This window comes from Ochrobactrum sp. MYb379 (assembly GCF_037479515.1).
In the GTDB taxonomy this organism is placed as follows: Bacteria; Pseudomonadota; Alphaproteobacteria; order Rhizobiales; family Rhizobiaceae; genus Brucella.
The window spans coordinates 361,414-382,672 of the sequence record NZ_JBBGYW010000004.1; the positions used below are offsets into that span (position 1 = coordinate 361,414).

Genomic DNA, 21,259 nt, shown 5'->3' on the forward strand with positions numbered 1-21,259 from the left:
CCAATAATCTGCATGTCTGCACGGTATGTCTATCAGGCGAAAGCATTATCGGTTTTGCCCACTACTGGCCTCAACCAAGGCCTTTGCAAGGCCAATATGCTGGGTTGGGTGACTGCGCAGGACAATGTAACTGCGCGTCGTCTTTATGACGACATTGCAAAAGCAGCCAACTGGGTTACGTACGAGCGTTCGTTTTGATGATCTTGCAGCCTGTGGCGTTAACACGCTGCAGGCTTTTACACATAGCTAAAGCTTTTTGGGTTTAACTACATTTTGCTGACGGAACGCCCTTGAGTGTGTGGAATATTTTTTCAAGTTTCCTGACCGCGCTCTCGAGTTCCATCGGCGTATAAGCTGCGAAGCCGAGCAGAAACCCCGCTTTGCCTTCACCTGTGGCGTGGAGTGCTGACAGCCCCAGCAGCTCAATTTCAGAACGGCGCGCCGCTTCCAAAACTACGTGCTCGTAAATATCGCATGTCAATAGGCATGGCATTTGCAAGCCCCCTACGGGAACGCACGGCTCGACAAAGCCTGAAAGATGTTTGCGAACCAGTCTGGTCAGTATTGCAAGGCGCTGGGCATAGATACCGCGCATGGTGCGAATATAGGCTCCGAAATGTCCGCCTTCTATAAAGCGGGCAAGCGTATATTGTGAAATGGATGCGGTATGGCCATCAAGAAGCGTGCGGGCCGTGGTCATTGGTTTGACCAGATGTTCGGGCAATACGGCATAGCCTATTCGTAATCCCGGGAAGAGCGACTTGGTAAAAGTCCCGATATATATGGTTCTGTCATACTGATCGAGGCCTTGCATGCAGGCTGTGGGCTTGCCCTCATAATGAAACTCACTGTCGTAGTCATCCTCAATTAACAAGCCCCGATGACGCTTCGCCCATTCGATCAATGCAAGCCGGCGGTCCAAGGCCAAGGTTGCACCCGTCGGGAATTGATGTGATGGTGTGAGGAAGACAGCGCGTGCTGGATTGGGATCATTGATGATAGGCTCGATATTTATGCCTTGTTGATCCAGCGCAATGGGTACGCAATTCAACCCGGCAGCATCAAATGCCTTGCGGGCTCCATAATAGGCCGGGTCTTCGATATAAATGCGCTCACCCGGATCAAACAGCACATTCGCGCACAATGTTAGGGCTTGTTGCGACGACGTGAGTATCAGCACACGCTCGGCAGTGGCACGTGCCCCGCGTTCGAGATTTATATAGTCCGCAATTGCCTGTCGTAGTTGTTCAACCCCTTGCGGGTCTCCATGCAAAAGTGTTTGCGGCCCGATCTCTTTGAGAACTTGTCTTTGTAAACGCTCCCAAAGTGCAAGTGGGAAATTTCGTGTGTCGGGGATACCGGGGGCGAAAGGGCGCGGTGTCAAAGTCTCGCGCACACCGCCGCTCTGCAACAACGCGTTGCCACGTTTGCTGAGTTCGGGCGATTGATCTTTTGGTTTAGGAGAGCGTTTCGTCAGTCGACGACCGACAGAAAGCTCGGAAATTTGCGAGATGAAACTACCGCTGCCGACGCGACGCTCGATGAAACCTTCTGCATGAAGCTGCGCATAGGCGGCTTCGACCGTATCGCGAGAAACGCCCAGTGATTGTGAGAGCGCGCGTGAGGCCGGAAGTGGTTTGCCACGACTGAGTGTACCATCCACGATCAATTGCCGGATCGCCCGTTGAATACGCGCGTGAAGCGGCATGGCTGAATGCGCGGGGTGATTGAGCCAAGCTTTTACAGATTCGAGTTGCGAGTGCTTGAACAATTGGATGGTATCTCATGCGATAATTGGCAGGGCATATCAGACCATTGAGCGTCTAAAAGTCAAGCCAGTCTATCGCTTGAATATGCTTTTCCGGAGAAGCCCGAACATGTCCTGCACCTCTTCTCGCACGCTTACCAGAATAAATGATATCATCCACCCTGTTGTTGCAGGTTTGATTTCAGTCATCGTCAATTATGGTGGTACGTTCATTCTCGTTTTTCAGGCGGCCCGTGTTGCCAATCTTAGCCCCGAACTAACCGCGTCTTGGGTTTGGTCGATTTCGATCGGCGTCGGGCTTTCTGGTTTGCTGCTGAGCTGGCGTTATCGTGCACCAATTATCACGGCATGGTCCACTCCGGCCGCAGCATTCCTCGTCACAGCTCTCGCCACGACATCCTATGCGGAAGCAATTGGTGCATACATGATCTCAGCTATTGCCTTCGTGGTTCTCGGCCTCACGGGATACTTTGAAAAAGTTATCCGGCTGATACCTCCGGGTATAGCTTCGGGCTTGCTTGCAGGCATATTGTTACAGTTCGGAATAGGTGCTTTCAGCAGTGTGAGCGTCGATCCCGTTTTGGTGGGTACGCTGATCGCTGCCTATGTCGTTTTAAAGCGTGTTTCCGCACGATATGCAGTCATTGGCATCTTGTTGATTGGTTTTTTTCTGCTGCTGATGCAGGGTCGTGTCGATCTGTCTGATCTGGAATTGAAACTGGCCGCTCCCGTTTTTACCATGCCAGAGTTTAGCCTGAACGCCACGCTCAGTATCGCACTGCCGTTGTTTTTGATCACACTAACAGGTCAATATATGCCCGGCATGTTGGTGCTGCGGAATGATGGGTTCCAGACCAGTGCAAATCCCATCGTAACGCTAACGGGCCTGGGTTCACTCATAATGGCACCGTTTGGCTCTCATGCATTCAACATTGCAGCTATTACTGCTGCCATTGCTACCGGACGGGAAGCGCACGAAGATCCGTCGAAACGCTGGATTGCCGGTATTGCTGCGGGTTGTTTTTATATTCTGGTAGGGGTGTTTGGGGTAACACTCGCAGCAGTGTTTATGGCATTCCCGGCGACGTTTATTACCACGCTTGCTGGGCTTGCTTTGCTTGGTGCAATTGGGGGAAGCCTTGCTGGTGCGATGGCAGATGCTCGTTCGAGAGAGGCAGCACTTATTACCTTCTTGGCATCCGCTGCGAATATCAGCTTGCTCGGCATCGGGGGAGCATTCTGGGGGCTGGTGATTGGCCTTGTTGCGTCAATTGTGCTGAACGGACAGTTTCAGCGAAAATCCGATGAGTAGAAATTACGTAAACATACCAATGAAAGCAGTAAGTTATTTGGAAGCCACCAGATTTCGAGACGACTTAAAATAATAGGTGAAATTATTATGGTCCAAAAGTTTAATCTGCGGGATACAGTGGCTATTATTAGGGCATAAGGCCAAACAGTTGTGACGCGCGTTACCCTCCTTTTCGGAGTCTAACTGCTCTCCCCAGAAGGCTTCATCTTTAAAACTTAAAGGGTCTCGGTTTCCGATGGGTGTCTTTTTTGACTGTCTGCCGATATGTACAGTCTGGCTGAGTGCTATCAGGCGTCAGGTAGCTTGACCGGAGTTTCAACGGCACCGTTACGTTAACTCTAGCGTAAGTATGCGGTGTGATAAAAAGGGATGACCAAACCTCATTCTTCGCTTTATCACCGCCATCGTTACCCACAAGACAGTGCGTGAATGGGCTGAGGAGTTCGTGCGGCGCTATTCCAGTAGTATCCGGCGTCGCACGCCACGGCTTGGTGAGAAATGGCACCTGGACGAATGTGTGATATCCATCAAAGGCGAGAAACACATTTGGTCTTCCTGACAAAATCGTCAGCGATAAAAGTGGAGCAAATCTGGCTTGTGCAGAGGCTGTAAACAACATCCTGAAAATCACGGGCGCAAGCAACGTGATTGAAATCCTGTAAATCAAATATCTCAACAATCTTCTTGTGCAGGATCATCGGTTCATCAAACGGATTACCAAACACATGTTAAGCTTCAAAGTATTTCATTCAGTCGCAGCTACCATTATCGGCATTGAAGTGGCGCATATGATCCGCAAAAACCAATTTGCAAATGACAATGGTTCGCCATTCAAAGTCGTTGTGGAACTCGCAGCATAATCGCGACCACAGATAAGCTTGTTCTTAACCTGCTGAAATATTTGCGACAGAGTCCAATAATCTCAGTGGGAAAACGATGGCGGTGATAAAGCGAAGAATGAGGTTTGGTCATCCCTTTTTATCGCATCGCATGCTTTCGCTAAAGTTAGGGTAAGGTAAGGGGAGGATGCTCCGTTCAGAACAGGCTCATAAAGTTCTGGTTAACATTTTTGTGAGCTTGTCGCACTTTATTCTTAATCAGCAAATACCGATAGCTACATAAGGCAATTTTTCCGGCAAAATGCTCGCAATTTATGCCGTCCATAAGGAGAAGGGCTATGTCTATTCGTTCTAAGCGTATGATGCTTCTTGCTACGGTCTTTGTACCAGCTTTTTCTGTTTCTATCAGCGTCCAACCGGTTATGTCAGAAACTTTAGAGCCCCCTGTGCTGTTGGCCCAGGATAACGGTGAGCCGACGTCAGAAGGCCAAGATCTGCGTCAGCAGCAAGAAGACGAGTTGAGACGCGCTCAGGAAGAGGCCCAGCGCGCAGCTGACGAACAACAGCGAGCTGCAGAAGAAGAAAATAGACGTCAGGCCGAAGAGCAAAAAAGAGCAGTTCAGGAAGAAGCTGATCGTCAAGCCATCGAGCAGCAGCGAGCTGCGGAGCAGGCGCGGCAAGCTGCAGAGGAAGATCAGCGCGCCATCGAACAACAACGTCAGCAAGCTGAACAGGCTCGTCGAGAGTCTGAACAGCAGCAGCGTGCTGCCGAAGAAGAGATGCGACGCAACGCCGAAGCAGAACAGAAAGCAGCAAAAGAGGAAGCTGCGAAGCACGCTCTAGAGCAAGAGAAAGCCGCTGAGGATGCAAAGCGAAAAGCAGCCGAACAGCAGGCAAACGAAGATAAACAACGTGCAACAGAAGAAGAGGCGCGTAGGAAAGCTGCTGAAGAACCCGCACCACAAGAAGTAGAACAACAGTCTGCACCTCAAGTGCCTACCGCACCAGCTGACGAGCCGCTCCCAGCTCCAGAAACTCCGTCTCAGGAAGACACCACTGAACAACCGCAGCAGCCATCAAATGATGCCCAACCACTTCAAAGTGAAGTTCCCCCACAACCGGAACAATCCATCGATCAGCCTTCAACACCTCCAAAAGGACCTGAAGGAGCATCTACACAGCCGCTCATTGAGCAACCAATAGATCCGAACCCTCGGGTGCAGCAAACAATTGCTCCAGTACCGGCACCGGAGATTGTTGACGAACGCACGAACGATGAAAAACAAGCGATTGCGAAAGACCCTGCAAAGAGTGACGAGACCGTTGTTTTGCCAGTCGACAACGGTGCGGCAATCCTCGACAGCGATAAAGATGCAGACAATTGGGGTGGCAATAAATCTCGTGAAGATCGTCGTAAACAGCGTGAACAACAACGCGCGAGTGAGGAAAATTCAGCGCCACCTGTCGATGACGCATCTGCGCAAGTCGCCATTCCAGAAGCGTTGAAGGCGGATTTGTCTGAAAAAATAGAGGCAAATCTCAAACAAGAGGGTACGCGCATTGACGCTGCCCCTGCCTTTGTAGTTCCTGAAACAACCAATATAATCAACAATACGGTTATCAATAACACTGTTGTTAACAACACGACGGTCAACAATATCAATAACAATGTGACAAACGTTAAGGTCATTGAACAGGTTGACAATCGTGTCATTCTGGGTGCTGGAGATCGAATTTTTGTTCGGGGTGACGACCGTCCTCGCCTTCGTCGCGATGCAGAGCGCACCTACTATGATGAATTGCCGGGAGGCCGCATGCGCGAGACGATAGTACGCCCCGGCGGCTACGAAATCGTGACAGTTTATAACCGCTATGGCGATATTCTACAGCGCAATAGGATCGATAGGGATGGCAATGACTATCTCATGATCTACGCCCCCGAATATGATGACGGGCCACGCGCTGCTATCGTGGATGTCGGCTATGAACTGCCGCCAATGCGGCTGACAGTTCCTGTTCGTGATTATATTATCGATGTCGCAGATGATCCTGACCGCGATTTCTATGATTTCCTTGCTCGCCCTCCTGTTGAACGTGTTGAACGTGTTTACACGATTGATGAAGTCCGCCATTCAGCACGAATTCGCGACAAAGTAAGACGTATCGATCTTGATACAATTCATTTTGCGACGGGAAGCGCGGAGGTCTCTCTTTCACAGGCAAAAACTTTGCGAAAAGTGGCTGATGCCATGCATAAAGTTTTGCAGAAAGATCCGGGTGAAACTTTCTTCATCGAAGGGCATACAGATGCTATCGGCTCGGATCGCTCGAACCTTATCTTGTCAGACCGTCGTGCGGAGTCAGTAGCCAGCCTCTTGACCGAAGTTTACGATATTCCAGCTGAAAACCTCGTCACACAGGGTTATGGCGAACGCTTCCTCAAAATACGCACACAGGCGGCCGAGCAAGAAAACCGGCGCGTCACAATCCGGCGTGTAACACCGCTGGTACGTCCTGTGGCACAACGTTAAGCTCTCGTTGTTCCCCGGCCATTCACCAGCTTGGGCGGGGAACAACTATAAATAATTGAGAAGGTCATGCTCGAAAACATGAAGCGAAAGCGACACTAAGTGGCATGACGATTCTATTTAATCGCACGCGATATAAACAATACAGCCTAATCGAGTGGGTGTTTGGTAGATCACAAATCAACATCGCAACGGCACCGTCATCTAAACTGTAGCATAAGCTTGGGGTGTGAAAAAAATGGATGATCGAACCTCATTCTTAGCTTTGTCACCGCCATCTTTTTCCGCTGAGATTATCGCAGAAGCAGTAAGGTCCTATTTTCATTTTCCACTTAGCTTTCGCATGGTCGAGGCCATGCTGGCTTTCTGTGGCATCATCGTTACCCACAAGACAATGCGTGAATGGGCTGAGAAGTTCGGGCGACGCTATCCAATAGTATCGTCGTCGTACGCCACGGCTTGTTGAGAAATGGCACCTGGACGAATGTGTGATATCCATCAAAGGTGAGAAACACATTCTCTGGCGTGCGGTTGATCAGCATTGGTTTGTCCTTGAAGTTGTCGTGCAAAAACGCCGCCATACTAGCGATGCCAACCGCTTTATCCGGAAACTTTTATCTGTCCAAGGCTGTTCGCCTCGCGTCGTGGTGACCGACAAGCTGGGTTCTTATGGTGCTGCAAATCGTAAGATCGGCCTGAGCGTTTGGGACCATCGCCAGCATAAGGTTTTTTTAAACAGTCGCGGCAAGAATTTGCATCAGCCTGTTGGGCGACGAGAAGGCATAATGAAACGTTTCAAGTCAGCTCGACATTTACAAAGTTCGCTTCCATTCACGACCCTACTTACAACCTGCATTACTTCCCAGGAAACAAATTCAGTTCCGCCGATCACCGTGAACTACGCCATGCCGCAACAAACATGTGGCGTGAAATTGCCTGCCTATAGATCAAGTCAAATACTATTTGCTACTCAAGCAAAACGGTAGTCAGGTTTAGGTTGCGCTGCCGTTTCAGTTTGCTTTGTGATAAGTGGGGAGGAGAGCAGGCAGTCACAATCCTCCGCTGCAATCACTCTTTGACAGTCTCCCGAAAAATTGCTTTCTATCCTTGAATTGGAAGACTTTGCCGCTGAATCAAAGCCTTTTAGTACATGAGGCATGTAAGGACATCGAATGCTCGCACACCGCTTTTTCACCAACCCGCTTTGCCATGCTTTGTTGTTCTCAAGCACAATTCTTTTAGTGGTGACTGTCGGAGAAGCGCGGAGCGCGCAAGAGATTCCGCCGGTTCCTGCGATAATGATACCTGATTTTATTGGTGTCGAGCCCGCGCAACAAAAGTTTCAAAATGCGCTTAGCAAAACGCTTTTCGCTGTTCCGGGCATCCGTGTCGTTCCAGCACGCTGCGACGATCAGGGTGCATTCGTCTCGGGACTTGGTTTGGTCCTCAAGGAAGATGCCGGGATTGTTGCGAATTTCGGTGACCAGGGCGCCTATGTTATTGAGCAAGGCGGAGCAGGCGTTGCTAATATCAATGGCGCTCAGTTTACTGTCGAAGAGGATGGTTCGGGTACCATCAACCGTGTTGGTCAGGATGGCGAGCAGATCACAATCGAGGCCGATGGCTCAGGAAGCTATAATGGTCAGGCCGATCAGATTACCCTTGATGGTAAAGGAGGTGGAACCTGGAACTCTGAGCGCATGGGTCAGGTCGTGATTGAACCAGATGGCAGTGGCGTCTGGAATGGTCCTCTTGGTCAAGTCGTCAATGAGGGCGATGGAAAGGGATCATGGAATGGAGAACACGTCATTATCAATGACGGTGATGGCAATGGCACCATGGACGGTCAGAGTGTAAAGATGGAGCCTCTGCCTCCTGTACCAAAAGCAGGTAAATTCCCGTTGTTGACGAAATTCCGTTTGCCACCGGCAGTATGTGGTTATCTTATCACCCTGGAAGATCGTATTCTTTTTAATTTTGACAAAGCCGATTTGCGTTCTGACGCCAGTGCAACCGTTGATTCACTGGCAGCGGCGTTAATTAGTGCCGCCCCCAAACGTCTGGAGATCAGAGGCCATACTGATGCTAAAGGCACTGACGAATACAACTTGGACTTATCTGAGCGACGTGCATTGACAGTTAAGTCTGCGTTGAAAGATCGAAAAGTCACCACCGAGATGGAAGCCAAAGGCTTAGGTGAAACCCAACCGGTTGCGCTGAATAAAGTCGACGGCAAGGACAACCCTGCTGGCCGTCAACTCAATCGACGGGTTGAAATATTTGTGCCTGATTGATGTCTTGTACAGATGACGTGTTCAGACTGGGTTCACGTCTCATCGGCAGCAAAGTTTTCTTTATTAGTCCTCTACGTTGGGTGTGACACTTTTAAGCTGATACCTCATCAAACGAAGTGCACAGTCTTAGCGTTATGGGCTCCTGTTGCAGATGGCGATGAACAGAACTCGGTCTTTTGACTGGACATCAGCATAATATAGCTTGGAAAGAAGCGAAATTTACTGGTACGAGCGTACACGAAAACCGCACTGATCAACGGCTTGTCTAATCTTGTCTGCCAATTCAACAGAGTTAGGTGTGTCGCTGTGGATTAGGATTGAATCCACACACATATCTATATGGGTTCCGTTAACCGTTTCTAATCTGCCTGTTTGCAGGATCCCAGAAATTCGCCGGGCGACGGCTGAACTGTCATGAATAACCGCACCGTTCTCTCCACGCGCAACCGGCAGCCCGGCTTTTGAATATCCGCGATCAGCAAGGAAGGATTTTATGAGTTTGACATTCTGCAACTCGGCCTGATGGGCCGCAGCGGTGTTCGGAAGTCCAATGAAAGCGAGTGTGGGATCAAAGGCTTTCATAGCTGCAATTAATGTTTTCGCTACATCGTTGTCGGTGAAAGCGAGATTGCCAAGTGCGCCATGAAAATTTGCGTGCGTTAGTCTCGCACCGCGATGTTGGGCGATCGCGGACAATGCACCCAATTGCGTGATCGTCGTGAGTTCCAACTCCTTCAGCGACAGCCTCATCATACGGCGCCCGAAGCCTTCACGATCAGGAAAACCGATATGCGCACCAATGGTGACTTTGTTCTTGAGTGCTTCCCCAACTGTTCTGTCCATAACAACCGGGTCGCCTGCATGTACACCACAGACGATATTGGCTGAGGAAACTATTTTAAGTAATGCCTGATCGTCAGCCACTTCATAGGCACCATAGCCTTCACCAAGATCAGAGTTTAAATCAATGGCTTTGTTAGTCACGTGACATTCCTCTTAGGTGCGAATACTGGCAAGTATCGTGTTATAGCCAACTATGTGCCCGTTGCTCACGTTGAAATGTTCGACTATTCCGGCGTCAGGGATTTTAATTTCAAAAATTAAATCTCCTGTCTCAAGCCAGCCCAGCCGTTCATTCTTACTGACCGCAATACCAGCCCGCAGTATCTGGTTGCTGATTTCCTCACGAAATACTCCCGGACTGAAAGCACGAATTGCCAGAAGCTGCCCATGGGAGGCCGATTCCGGAACAGGGGTATCAAGCCAAATTTCCAGCTTGGAGTGTCCGGTTGAAATGCAAACATGGCTGATGCCTGCAGTGGTTGCATGGTCACTGACCGCACGAATAAAATTACAAGTAAACAGTGTCATGCAGCTTTTTTCCTGACCATTTGCCATGCGAGTGTTGCCTGCGCCTCCAACTGGTTTAAACGCAGTTCGCTGGCATTGGCGGCGGCAAGCGCAGTCTCATGATCGGTGCGTGTAAATTGAACGTGTCCCCCCAGTCGGGTCTGGGCAAGTTTGCGCAGGTCGGCACCAATAATAACACCGATTTTTGGGTAGCCGCCGCACGTGTTGGCGTCATTCATCTGAACAACAGGTTGCCCCGATGGCGGCAACTGGATAACCCCCGGCAAAATGCCATGGGAGAAGAGTTCAGTTTTTCTCACAGCTTCTATAATCGGACCTTCGAGACGATAGCCGATGCGATTGCTGTCAGGCTGGATACGCCATTTACTCTGCAGAAAGCTTTGTTGCATGGCGCTATCGTAGTTGTCCCACTCGGCGGCTGGAAGCATTCTGATCACGTTATCAGTTTCAAATAGACCGAACTTCTGCGTGTTGAAACCAAATCCCCGGGCGATTGAAATTTCTTGCGCACCCGATCTGAGGGGTATGTGGTCGCCCGTCTTGAGAGCACGTCCTTCAATACCACCAAAGCCGCCTTTGCGATCAGTTGAAACTGAACCCAAAACCGGCTCAATGGCAAAGCCGCCGGCAATGGCGAGGTAAGCATACATACCTTCCCCTACTGGGATCGACTTTAACACTTGACCAGCATAAGCCTGCTGAACCCACCAGCCGGGGACAGGAGAGCCGTCAAGAGTTGCATTGATATTGGTTCCGGTAAGCGCGAAAACGGTGTCATGTAAAAAGTGAATTTCAATGCCACCGAGCGCAATTTCTATTGTTGCCTCATTGCGGTTGTTTCCAGCCAGAATATTTGCAGCTTGAAAAGCGAGTGGGTCCATGGCGCCACTGGCCGTCACGCCGACCTGCCGGTAGGATGGTCGGCCGAGGTCTTGTATAGTCGACAGAATTCCAGGCTGAATAATTTCAATCATGGCTGAATGTCCTCAATGACGAAGCGGACACGATCTCCCGGCGTAAGCAGCGCGGGGGAGGGATGGTCTATATTGAAAAACTCCAGATCAGTTTCACCGATAATATGCCATCCTGACGGTGAGGTGCGTGCTTGTACGGCAGTCTGACTTCCACCGATGATCACTGAGCCAGCTTTTACACTCAAGCGCGGCGTATCTCGGCGTGGCGTTGAAAGCAGCGGATCCAACCCTCCAAGGTAGCCAAACCCAGGTTGGCTCCCCAGTGCATAGACAATATAATCTCCGCCCGCATGCAGTTGGACAAACTCTTCCGCACTAAGGCCTTTGCTCTGTGCAAGAACAGGGAGATCCTCACCGCAAGTGCCACCATATCGTACTGGTATCTCTATAAGCTTTCCGGCGCGGGGACGGCTGTTGGCACCGCTCCATAAAAGGGTGATGTGGCTTACCAGCGCATCGCGTGAGAGAATATTTGCATCATACCCGACCAGCAGATTGTTCATGCCGGGGATGTTTTCTCCGACTCCTTTAAATTTCTCCAGTTCCTCACTCAGCGCCCAGAAACGTTCCTGCGTTTGCACCGATAAGGGGGCCGGAGGCAACTGGCACAAGACGGCCCGTTCTCCCATGTCGGAGATAAGAAGTGCTGCGGCGTCGGTCATGCTGCGGTGCCCCCCGCACCAATTATTCTTTTTTCGAGGAAGTGAATATTTGTGCCACCGGCACAGAAATCCGGGTCTTGCAGAATGACCTGATGCAGAGGGATATTGGTTTTCACCCCCTGAAGCTTTGTCATTTTGAGGGCGTTCTGCATACGCTTGATCGCGTCTTGCCGGGTCGCGCCCCAGACGATAATTTTCCCGATCATGGAATCGTAATGGCGCGGGATTTCGTAGCCCTCTTCGATATGGCTATCCACACGGACATGTTCACTTGTTGGAATAACCCATTCGCTGATTATACCTGGTGAAGGCAAGAAGCTCTGCGGATCCTCAGCGTTGATGCGGCATTCCAATGCATGTCCTTTAAGGACTATATCCTGCTGCGAGAAACCCAGTTGTTCGCCCCGGGCAATGCGCAATTGAGCCTGAACAATATCAACTCCGGTAATTGCTTCTGTTACCGGATGTTCAACCTGCAGACGCGTATTCATTTCAATGAAATAAAGCGCGCCGTCTTCGTAGAGGAATTCGAAAGTACCGGCACCGCGGTAATGGATCTGATGGCAGGCTTGCAGACACTGTGCTGCAACCCGTCCTATCAGATCACGACTGATATGTGGCGCAGGCGCCTCTTCGACAATTTTCTGATGACGTCTTTGCATTGAGCAATCACGTTCACCCAGCCAGACACCATTGCCATGGCTATCAATAAGAACCTGAATTTCGACGTGACGTGGATTGGTCAGGAATTTTTCGAGATAGACTTCCGGGTTGCCGAATGCGTTTCCTGCTTCTTCGCGCGTAATTGCGATTGCCTCATAAAGTTCAGCCTCACTGTGGACAACACGCATCCCGCGACCGCCGCCGCCGCCCGATGCTTTAATAATAACAGGATAACCTATTTTTCGTGCCAGATATTGTTGTTCAGAGAGCGAATTGCTCAGAGCTCCTTCTGATCCGGGAAGGCAGGGTACCCCCGCTGCAGCCATCGTAGTGCGTGCTCTGACTTTGTCGCCCATCAGATAGATTGCTGAAGCGGGTGGACCAACGAACGTTATGCCGCAGTTTTCTACGGCTTCGACAAAGCTGAAATTTTCTGAAAGAAAACCATATCCCGGATGAATTGCATCTGCGCCGCAACACATTGCCGCAAAAACAATGGCAGATTTATTCAGATAGCTTTCACGCGGTGAAGCCGGGCCGATACAAATTGCCTGTTCTGCACGTTTTACATAAGGCGCGTCGACGTCACCTTCTGAATAGGCCTGCACATAAGGTATTTGCATTTCCTTACAGGCACGCTGGATACGGACAGCAATTTCTCCGCGATTGGCAATAAGCACCTTGTTGACCATGCTTTTTACTCCGCTGCGGGTGCCATGCCGAAAAGCTTTTGCGCTGAATCGACAGAAGCTTCATTTTCTACAAATATTGCAGCGATAATACCATCTTCAGTGGCTGCTACAGGTACCATCGTTTTCATGGCTTCAATCAGAGCAAGGGTATCGCCTTTTTTTACAGCGCTACCGATTATGGCATAGGGAGCCGCATCAGGGGATGGTGCCAGATAAAAAATGCCGGGCAGGGGGGCATTGATAACGCTTGTGTGATGCGTCTCAGTTGTTGAAGTGGCAAGAGGGGGTGGTGCGATGCCGAATGGTGCATCCTTTGGATCACGCCTGAGACGAATTTCTCCATCATTATCGATCAGCACCATCTCTTTGACGGATGAGCTGGACATCAGATCCAGCAAATCCTTAACGCGCTCCAGATTCATAAGATTGTTTTTCCGATTTACCCATTTTGCCGGACAAAGTGATTATCCGGTGCCTCCGTAATGCCCGATGTGACGACAAGGGATTTCTCCCGGGACTTCTTATTGAGAGTACATAATCGAGTCCCCGACATGTAACCTTGATCGAGCTTCAGAAAGATGATTGGCAAGCATAAAGAATAAAAGCGATAAAAATATAAAATTTGCCATCGCTTTTGGGAATGTAGATATCAATTCTGATATTGACGTGAGAAATCACAAATTTCTGCTGCGAGTTTGGCGATAGTGGAGACAATAGCTGCCGGACGGTCGCTGCGATACATTGCCGAATAGGGAACTGGGGGAAGTGCAGGCGATGTCGGAATGATTTCCAATTTGCCCTCATTCACCAGAGGCTGGAAACAATCGCGGGGAACATAGCTCAATCCAAGACCGGCGATTGAGAAACCGAGAAGAGCGGTCATGCTGTCACTTGACAGAAGTTTTGGGAAAATGACGCCTTCATTGCGAAACCATTTTTTGAGGTAAAGTCCGGATCCTGACCTCCCACCCTGAGACAGAATAGGATATTTTGTAAGTTCCGACAGAGATACGCTGTCTTCGAAGTTGACCAGTCCAGGCTTCGCCATCCAGGCGTTTTCCACTTTTGCCAGTGGAATCGCAATAACATCCGGATCAGCGAATGTCTCTGGGATCACGATGAAATCCATTGAACCATCGCAGAGTTTTTCAAACAGTGTTCGGCTCATGTCCACTTCCGGCTCAAGCAATACGGACGGAAAAATTGCTCTGAGTTCTGTCACGAAACGAGGCAACCATGTAATGGCAGTCAACTCCGTTACACCAATACGCAGGCGGTAAAGTGGTTGCTGTGACGTGTCGTGCAGTGCCTGAATGCGATCTGTCAGCTGTAGCATTTCCTCTGCAATGGCAAATAGATACTCGCCTTGCTCTGTAAGCCGGGCCCCGCGCTGCGAACGGTCGAAGACGGTTATGCCTGTCAACCCCTCAAGCTCTTGTACACGTTTGGAAATAGCTGATTGGGAAGTGTTGAGCCGCAATGCGGCTTTTTCAAATGTACCCAGATTGGTGATCCAGTAGAGCGCTTCCATTTGTTTTACAGTTACACCGGTGGTCATATCATCATTCCTAAAAGAGATGAAATTTTATTATTATTTATCGTTTTTCAGAATGAAAATAAAGCATCACTTTGTGTCCAGTTTGTCGGGCTTTGACCTGTGCCCGATTCCCAACCTGGAACAAATAATGTCAATTGAGCTTTCAAAACGCGTTCTTGATCTGAAACCATCTGCCAGTATTGCGGCCAAAGCCAAAGTGCGCGAGCTGGAAAGTCAGGGCTTCAGAATTATTGATTTCACTATTGGTGAGCCGGATTTCGCAACCCCACCACATATTATAGATGCCGCAATTGATGCGTTGAAGGCGGGTGATACACACTACACTGCAACGCAGGGCACGGATGCACTCCGCTCTGCACTTGTTGGAAAACTGAAGCGTGATCATAATGTATCCTATGATACCTCGGAAGTTATTGTTGGTGTTGGTGCAAAGCAGCTGATCTTCGAAGCTTTTGCTGCAACTCTGAATAAGGGTGATGAAGTTATTGTTCCTGCACCATACTGGGTTTCTTACCCGGATATCGTTGCCGTTAACAATGGCACCCCGGTTGTTGTTGTCTGCGAGGAAAAACATGGATTCAAGCTGACGCCATCAGCGCTTGAAGCAGCCATTACGCCAAAAACCAAGTGGCTTATTCTGAACTCTCCGAGTAACCCAACGGGTGCTGTTTACAATCAAGACGAACTGCGCGCATTGCTGGCAGTTCTAGAACGTCATCCGCATGTAGCGATCATGACGGACGATATTTATGAGCACATCGTTTATGACGGGGTGACGCATTACACACCTGTGCAGATCAATCCGGATTTCAAGGCACGTTGCTTGCTCATCAATGGCATGTCGAAAGCCTATGCCATGACTGGCTGGCGTGTTGGCTATGCAGCAGGGCCTAAGCCGTTGATCGCAGCAATTGGAAAATTGCTTGGCCAGTGCACAACCTGTGCAAGCTCTATCAGTCAGGCAGCCTCTGCAGCAGCGCTAAATGGCGATCAGAATCCTGTCAAAGATATGTGCGCCATCTATAAACAGCGTCGTGACCGGATGTGTGAATTGCTCGCTGAGATTCCGGGTATTCGCTGTGCGACACCGGAAGGTGCTTTTTATGTGTATCCATCGGTCGAGGGACTGCTGGGTAAGAGCACACCAGATGGTCGTGTGCTGAAAACCGATCTTGATGTGAGTATGTATTTCCTTGAGGTCGCCAATGTCGCTGTGATGGATGGCACGTCATATGGTCTTTCGCCCTATCTGCGTCTGTCTTTTGCGACTGCCATCGAAACAATCGAGCAGGGTTGTGAGCGTATTGCGCAAGCTTGCGCTGCACTGAGCTGACCAATACCGACATCAGAAAATAATATCTTAAACCGGTAGCAGCTTTTGCTGCCGGGCTATTTCCGGAGATTAAATATGACAGGAAATCGTCGTTTGCAGAGTGCTGAGCAAGCCAGTTCTGAGTTAATTGCGGCCTTCGCAAAAATACCTGTTGCCAATATCAGCGATAATCTTGAGCGCCTTTCTGGTGCAGTTGGCATCCGGCCTTATCACAACGGTTCGGTAATGGCTGGCACAGCCCTTACAGTTCGCACCCGCGCGGGTGACAATAAAGCCATTCATGAAGCACTGGAAATGATCCGCCCAGGCGATGTGATCGTGGTCGACGGTGGTGGCGATACAAGCCGCGCTTTGATTGGCGAAATCATGTCTTCGGTTGCTGCAATGCGCGGAGCGGCTGGCTTTGTGCTTGATGGTGCTATTCGCGACGCAGCAGAGCTTGCAAAGTCGGATTTTCCTGTATTTGCGAGGGCTGCCATTCATCTCGGTCCTTATAAGAATGGCCCTGGTGAAATCAATGTTCCCGTCAGCATTGGCGGTATGACAGTCAACCCGGGCGATATCGTTATTGGTGATGCAGATGGCATTGTCGCTTTCCCTCAAGAAATTGCTCAGGGGCTTTTGAAAGCTTCACAACAACAGTCGGCTAAAGAGGACGAAATCCTGAAGGGTATTGCTGCAGGGCAATATACCGGTGTCTACGCAAAACATTAAACGTAACAAATAATAATAAGAACAGAGGTGAACATGACAACCACACATTCAGCGGCCAGTCTGGCCGCACGGCTCGATCGCCTGCCTATTCTTGGCTTTCATAAAAAATTCCTGCTTCTGGTTGGGGCAGGGATGTTCTTTGATTCTTTCGATATTTACCTGGCAAACTCTGTACTAGCGACACTCAAGCAATCGGGTTGGTCGACATTAACGCAGAATGCGACGTTTCTTTCAGCAACAGCAGTAGGGATGCTGATCGGCTCTTTGATGGCCGGTATTCTGGGGGATCGTTATGGACGCAAGTTTACCTATCAATTCAATCTTGCCATTTTTGGCTTTGCAGCAATAGCCTGTGCCTTTGCACCTAATATGGAGTTTTTGATCGTCGCGCGATTTATTAGTGCGATTGGTATGGGTGCAGAGAATATCATTGGCTACGGCATCATAAGTGAGTTTGTTCCACCTGCTTATCGTGGGCGCTGGGCTGCACTGCTGTCGTGCATTGCGCAGGCCGGCTTGTTCTTTGCGACACTAACTGCCTGGCTCGTTATTCCGACCATGGGTTGGCAGATGATGTTCATCATCGTGGGTGTTGGAGCTATTACCGTTTTAATAGCGCGGAAGAATATTCCTGAATCCCCCCGCTGGCTGGCAAGCAAAGGGCGTTTTGAGGAAGCCGCGACTGTGGTTGCGGATATTGAAAAAGGGACGGATGTTTCCAAGCTGCCACCACTGACGATTGATCGCACGACGACGCAAAATATTTCGGCAGACTACAAGACTTTCGATCCACGTTTCCGCACATCGCTGATCGTTGCTGGCATTGCCATGATCGTACAGAGCGTCTCTATCTATGGTTTTGTTGCCTGGGTGCCTACTATTCTGACCCAACAAGGCATTTCGTTGAATGCGTCTCTGCTTCAGTCAGCATTCATGACTCTTGGCGGACCTTGCGGTGCTATCCTTGCTTTTATGTTGACTGACCGTATCGGCCGTCGTCCGGCAATCATTGGTGGTTCGCTTCTTGCTGCGATCGTGGGGCCACTATTTGCTCTGGTGACGTCACAGATTGCTGCAACCGCTCTAGGCTTTGTGATGTTCACGATTATCTATTATCTCGTGTCCGTCGTTCAGGCTGGCTATCTGCCGGAGCTGTTCCCGACCCAGGTTCGTATGCGTGCTACCGCAGTCGCCGTAATGGCAGGACGTTTTGCAAGCATCGGCGTTCCTTATGCAATCCTGTTCCTGCTCAATGGCTGGGGCTTGATGGCTGTCGTTGCGATGGTCTCTGTCTTACTGGTCATCCAGATCATCGCGATTGCCGTTGCCGGTGTTGAAACCCGACACAAGAGCCTCGAGGCAATTACGACAGAGACGATCACATCCCGATAAGCGCGCTGCTTGTCCTTCATCCCGGCATGGCTTCGATCAGAACTTTGCCGGGTTTGTTTTAGTGCGCATTCAAAGAGTGTGAAGCGTGCTCAGAAATCCACCTCTAAAGATGACTGCAACCGCCTGAAATCCTAAAATCCAGTGCCTTGCTCTGTATTGCGATTGCATTCGAAATGGTCCAACGTCATGCACAGTCACGAAATCCAAAAAATAATTCAGATCGCTGAGAATGCCACTCGGAATGGGCCACCATCGCGTCCGGGTAATCCTTATTTTGGCGTTGGTCCAATCACGGATGGCACAGATGGTATTCTGGCCTCTCAGCAACTCAATTTTGAATTTGGAAGATGGCTGACAGCCAATTACAGAAAATATGATGATCGGGGCCGTGATCTGGGCGGCTTCACTATCGCCGAAATTGAACAATTTATGCACCGGGGCTACCCGGCGGATAAGATCATTCTCGACATGATGCGTGAAATTCATAGTTATTTTGGTTTTTCTGAAAAGAACCGCCTGGCTGTTGGCCTCGGCGGGGGGCACAGCGGCTTCACCAGTTGCATCATGCATCTCATGAATACGTCTCCGGACTGTCATGTATATGTTGATACGCCTGCACCTGAAGAGAATGATGCAGCTGGCGCAGGTTTTTTCCGACAGTCATGGGCAGCGCAGATTATAGAGATGCAGCGTCATGTCAAAGACGGAGATGTCAGCCGATTGCATTTTGCAACATCCGAAGGGGCGATACCTGACACTGCATGGTTAAAAAGCAGGCGCATTCGTCTGTTTATTGGTGTCGGCCACGAAACGACTGGTGCAACAAGTTACAGTTCAGCTGATATTCGCAATCTTTGTGACTGGCTTGATGCTGACCCGCATAATCATCACGCCATTTTGGATGCCACGTCTCTGTTGGGTGCAATGGCGTGGGAACCGTCACGGATCAAAGCCGTTATGGAAAAGTGTTGTCTTTTTACGCCACTGCAGAAAGCTATTGGTGGCATTGCGGGCTACTTCGTAGCGTCATTCACGCCACATGCGCTCGCTCTTATTGGTCGCAATCAGCAAACTCCATCATGGTTTATTCCGCGACAGCTGCGACTAACGGCACCACGAGACCCAAAACGGCCACTTAGCAGTCAGTCGAGTGTTGAAATCGGACCATTTTATGATCCGGCTTCCGATAAAATGCTGGGCGGGGTGATTAATACTTTTAGCGTTTTGGCTTTTGCACGCACGACCTTCGGTTTGATGCGTGTTAAGAATAGAATTGGCAATGTTGAAGCCTTGAACTTCGCATCAATGCGCAATCGTGATGTGATCGCGAACTGGACGAAGACCAGTACATTGTTGTCATTGTCGGTCAGCGATGTTGAACGTCGCGGTGCTGCGGTTACATTGCTCAGCGTAAATGACGCGGATATTACTGATCGAGAAACCCATGCCCGGATCCTTGCGAAAGCAAAAAGCTTGCTGGGCTATGAGGGCATAACACATGCCAATGGTCGTCATGAGGCGGGGCTTTGTGCAGCATTTTATATCAATGCTTTTCCTGGGACACCGGGAGATTTCCGTGCATGGGTTGGCGGTGTGCGCAGTGAAGAGGACGTTCTGCTTCTGCTGGAAAATCTGCAGTATGCCTGGCAACGTGCGAAGATTGTCGTTTTGCAATCTGACAATGATAGCACCTTCACAGCAACAGATATTGCAGGTCACATACGTCGCAAACTCGATGTATCCATTTCTCCAGATCATGCCGAGCAGTTGTTGGAACTACGCAAAAATACCGAAGATATTGCGGCCTTATCCGTTGCGATGTTGGCGTGCCGGGCTGATGAATATCCTGAGTTAGTCAAAGAGCTTACCGCACACTTGCGACGGCTTTCTTGCTCAGCAGCCGCTGTTAATCCGGTTCTTGCTTGAGCTTAAAAGCTGGGAAAGACAATCAATGGCGGTCAATTATGAGAAAGTAATTCTTCGTTGAAAAAAGTACTTATTTGCGATCTGGTCGGTTTAAAACTTAATCAAAAAGGTTGCCCGGATCATTCTGAGGTGGCGGACTTTGTCCACGCGCAGGGGGGCGTATTTCATAGCGGTGGCGTTCTTGAAAACGCAGCAGAAGCGCGTGCTGATGCCGTGAACTTCTATTATTTGCCGCATCTGTCTTCGGATGAAGAAATGATGCAGGCAGGAAATGGAAGTTATGATGCTGTTATTGCTGCTGCTACCCTCATTCCATCACAAGCACAGTTTGGTCTTGGCGGTGTGCGGATCGGTGCGGGAACGGGAAACATGGGATCGGCCTCATGGGGCGGTAGCACCGGTGCTGGAGGTAATGCGCCGCTGATGAATACACCGGGCAGTAACAGTCGTGCCACAGCACAGATGGTGATGAAGGCGATACTGAGTGTGGCGCCTGATCTGCCGCTTGATGATCTGCATGATCAGGTTCTGACCGGGCGTTTTGATACGCGGCTTCATATTCAGGCTTACCCGACAGAAAAACTTGAAGGCAAACGACTTACTGTCCTTGGATTTGGTAATATTGGCCGCGAGGTCGCAAGGCTCGCAAAAGCCTTTCGGATGCATGTAACCGTCTATGCGCGTTCTGCGCACAAAAAGCGAGTTTTTGCTGAAGGTTTTGATTACAGCGATGATCTGGTTGCAGCTTGCAGCAATGCTGACATTCTGAGTGTCCATGTTGGCCTCGGCGTGCGTGACGAAACCAGTGGCTTTTATGGGAACTTCGCAATTGTCAGCGCTTCACTGTTAAAGGCCATGCGCCCCGGAGCCATTATTGTAAATTTTGATCGTGGAGAGGTCGTTGATGTTGACGCGCTGTCGGATGCGATGCGATGTGGCCAGGTGCGTTACGCTTTTATTGATGCAGATATTTTTCGCGATACGCAAACAGGTCACTTGAGTGGACCGTTAGCTCCTTATATTGAACCCGCCCGCCAACTTGGCGGCAGAATGAAGCTTTATCCGCATATTGCTGCTGATACCGATCATCCGTCACGGGTTGCGGGTGCAAAACAAGCCGTTTTGCAGATTATCGAAGCCATACGTGACAAGCGTGTTCGTAATCTGGTCGGTGATCTCCCAGATGGTTACACATGCGCTGTTGACGACATCGCGTACATAGCTGAATGAGCA

The 21,259-nt window shown here is 49.9% G+C and carries 16 protein-coding genes and 4 pseudogenes; 12 read left to right on the forward strand and 8 right to left on the reverse strand.

Annotated features, from left to right (window positions below; genetic code table 11):
• The first annotated feature begins 12 nt into the window (after positions 1–12).
• The gene (locus WH356_RS11655; RefSeq protein ID WP_339510910.1) at positions 13–198 is read left to right on the forward strand and encodes a hypothetical protein; all 186 of its coding nucleotides are present in this window, start codon (positions 13–15) and stop codon (positions 196–198) included.
• A 64-nt stretch (positions 199–262) separates the two neighbouring features.
• Here the strand turns inward: WH356_RS11655 and pdxR are convergent, their stop codons facing one another.
• Positions 263–1,771: a MocR-like pyridoxine biosynthesis transcription factor PdxR gene (gene pdxR / locus WH356_RS11660; RefSeq protein WP_339510912.1), complete on the reverse strand. Its 1,509-nt coding sequence runs from the start codon at positions 1,769–1,771 to the stop codon at positions 263–265.
• 106 nt (positions 1,772–1,877) lie between these two features.
• On the opposite strand from pdxR, the gene WH356_RS11665 reads away from it, so the two are divergent.
• The 6 genes and pseudogenes from WH356_RS11665 (at position 1,878) to WH356_RS11685 (ending at position 8,741) form a co-directional block, all read left to right on the forward strand.
• The gene (locus tag WH356_RS11665; protein ID WP_339510914.1) at positions 1,878–3,080 is read left to right on the forward strand and encodes a benzoate/H(+) symporter BenE family transporter; all 1,203 of its coding nucleotides are present in this window, start codon (positions 1,878–1,880) and stop codon (positions 3,078–3,080) included.
• A gap of 403 nt (positions 3,081–3,483) precedes the next feature.
• Positions 3,484–3,630: pseudogene (locus tag WH356_RS24065) on the forward strand (IS6 family transposase); the annotation flags it as partial.
• Positions 3,629–3,940 (forward strand): annotated as a pseudogene (locus WH356_RS11670) (DDE-type integrase/transposase/recombinase); the annotation flags it as partial. The pseudogenes WH356_RS24065 and WH356_RS11670, both read left to right, overlap by 2 nt.
• Positions 3,941–4,257: 317 nt before the next feature.
• The gene (locus WH356_RS11675) at positions 4,258–6,450 is read left to right on the forward strand and encodes an OmpA family protein (protein ID WP_339510916.1); all 2,193 of its coding nucleotides are present in this window, start codon (positions 4,258–4,260) and stop codon (positions 6,448–6,450) included.
• A gap of 235 nt (positions 6,451–6,685) precedes the next feature.
• Positions 6,686–7,393, forward strand: a pseudogene (locus WH356_RS11680) (IS6 family transposase).
• Positions 7,394–7,619: 226 nt separating this feature from the next.
• Positions 7,620–8,741, forward strand: a complete 1,122-nt coding sequence (locus WH356_RS11685; protein ID WP_339510918.1) for an OmpA family protein — start codon at positions 7,620–7,622, stop codon at positions 8,739–8,741.
• A gap of 219 nt (positions 8,742–8,960) precedes the next feature.
• On the opposite strand, the gene WH356_RS11690 is transcribed toward WH356_RS11685, so the two are convergent.
• The 7 genes from WH356_RS11690 to WH356_RS11720 form a co-directional block, all read right to left on the reverse strand.
• Complete coding sequence (locus WH356_RS11690) at positions 8,961–9,725, reverse strand: LamB/YcsF family protein (RefSeq protein ID WP_339510920.1); 765 nt, start codon at positions 9,723–9,725, stop codon at positions 8,961–8,963.
• Positions 9,726–9,737: 12 nt separating this feature from the next.
• The gene (locus tag WH356_RS11695; protein ID WP_339510922.1) at positions 9,738–10,112 is read right to left on the reverse strand and encodes a hypothetical protein; all 375 of its coding nucleotides are present in this window, start codon (positions 10,110–10,112) and stop codon (positions 9,738–9,740) included.
• Positions 10,109–11,086 carry a 5-oxoprolinase subunit C family protein gene (locus tag WH356_RS11700; protein ID WP_339510924.1) on the reverse strand — a complete coding sequence of 326 codons (978 nt, stop codon included), beginning with the start codon at positions 11,084–11,086 and terminating at the stop codon, positions 10,109–10,111. The genes WH356_RS11695 and WH356_RS11700 overlap by 4 nt, the downstream gene beginning before the upstream one ends.
• Positions 11,083–11,748: a 5-oxoprolinase subunit PxpB gene (gene pxpB, locus WH356_RS11705; RefSeq protein ID WP_339510926.1), complete on the reverse strand. Its 666-nt coding sequence runs from the start codon at positions 11,746–11,748 to the stop codon at positions 11,083–11,085. Before pxpB ends, WH356_RS11700 begins: the two co-directional genes overlap by 4 nt.
• Entirely contained in the window at positions 11,745–13,103 is a 1,359-nt protein-coding gene (gene accC / locus WH356_RS11710; protein ID WP_339510928.1) for an acetyl-CoA carboxylase biotin carboxylase subunit, read from the reverse strand. The genes pxpB and accC overlap by 4 nt, the downstream gene beginning before the upstream one ends.
• 5 nt (positions 13,104–13,108) lie before the next feature.
• Entirely contained in the window at positions 13,109–13,489 is a 381-nt protein-coding gene (locus WH356_RS11715; protein ID WP_339510930.1) for an acetyl-CoA carboxylase biotin carboxyl carrier protein, read from the reverse strand.
• A 263-nt stretch (positions 13,490–13,752) separates the two neighbouring features.
• On the reverse strand, positions 13,753–14,661 hold the full coding sequence (locus WH356_RS11720) for a LysR family transcriptional regulator (protein ID WP_064322954.1): 909 nt from the start codon (positions 14,659–14,661) through the stop codon (positions 13,753–13,755).
• 127 nt (positions 14,662–14,788) lie between these two features.
• Between WH356_RS11720 and WH356_RS11725 the strand changes: the two genes are divergently transcribed.
• The 5 genes and pseudogenes from WH356_RS11725 to WH356_RS11745 all read left to right on the forward strand — a co-directional run bounded on the left by WH356_RS11725 (position 14,789) and on the right by WH356_RS11745 (position 21,256).
• A complete protein-coding gene (locus tag WH356_RS11725) occupies positions 14,789–15,994 on the forward strand; it encodes a pyridoxal phosphate-dependent aminotransferase (RefSeq protein WP_339510932.1) in 1,206 nt (401 codons plus the stop codon).
• A gap of 75 nt (positions 15,995–16,069) precedes the next feature.
• The gene (locus WH356_RS11730) at positions 16,070–16,708 is read left to right on the forward strand and encodes an RraA family protein (protein ID WP_339510934.1); all 639 of its coding nucleotides are present in this window, start codon (positions 16,070–16,072) and stop codon (positions 16,706–16,708) included.
• Between the two features lie 33 nt (positions 16,709–16,741).
• Positions 16,742–18,100, forward strand: a complete 1,359-nt coding sequence (locus tag WH356_RS11735; RefSeq protein ID WP_339510936.1) for an MFS transporter — start codon at positions 16,742–16,744, stop codon at positions 18,098–18,100.
• Between the two features lie 186 nt (positions 18,101–18,286).
• Positions 18,287–19,837 (forward strand): annotated as a pseudogene (locus WH356_RS11740) (NAD(P)-dependent oxidoreductase); the annotation flags it as partial.
• Between the two features lie 318 nt (positions 19,838–20,155).
• Positions 20,156–21,256, forward strand: coding sequence for an NAD(P)-dependent oxidoreductase (locus WH356_RS11745; RefSeq protein WP_339510938.1), 1,101 nt, complete (start codon positions 20,156–20,158; stop codon positions 21,254–21,256).
• Positions 21,257–21,259 lie beyond the last annotated feature (3 nt).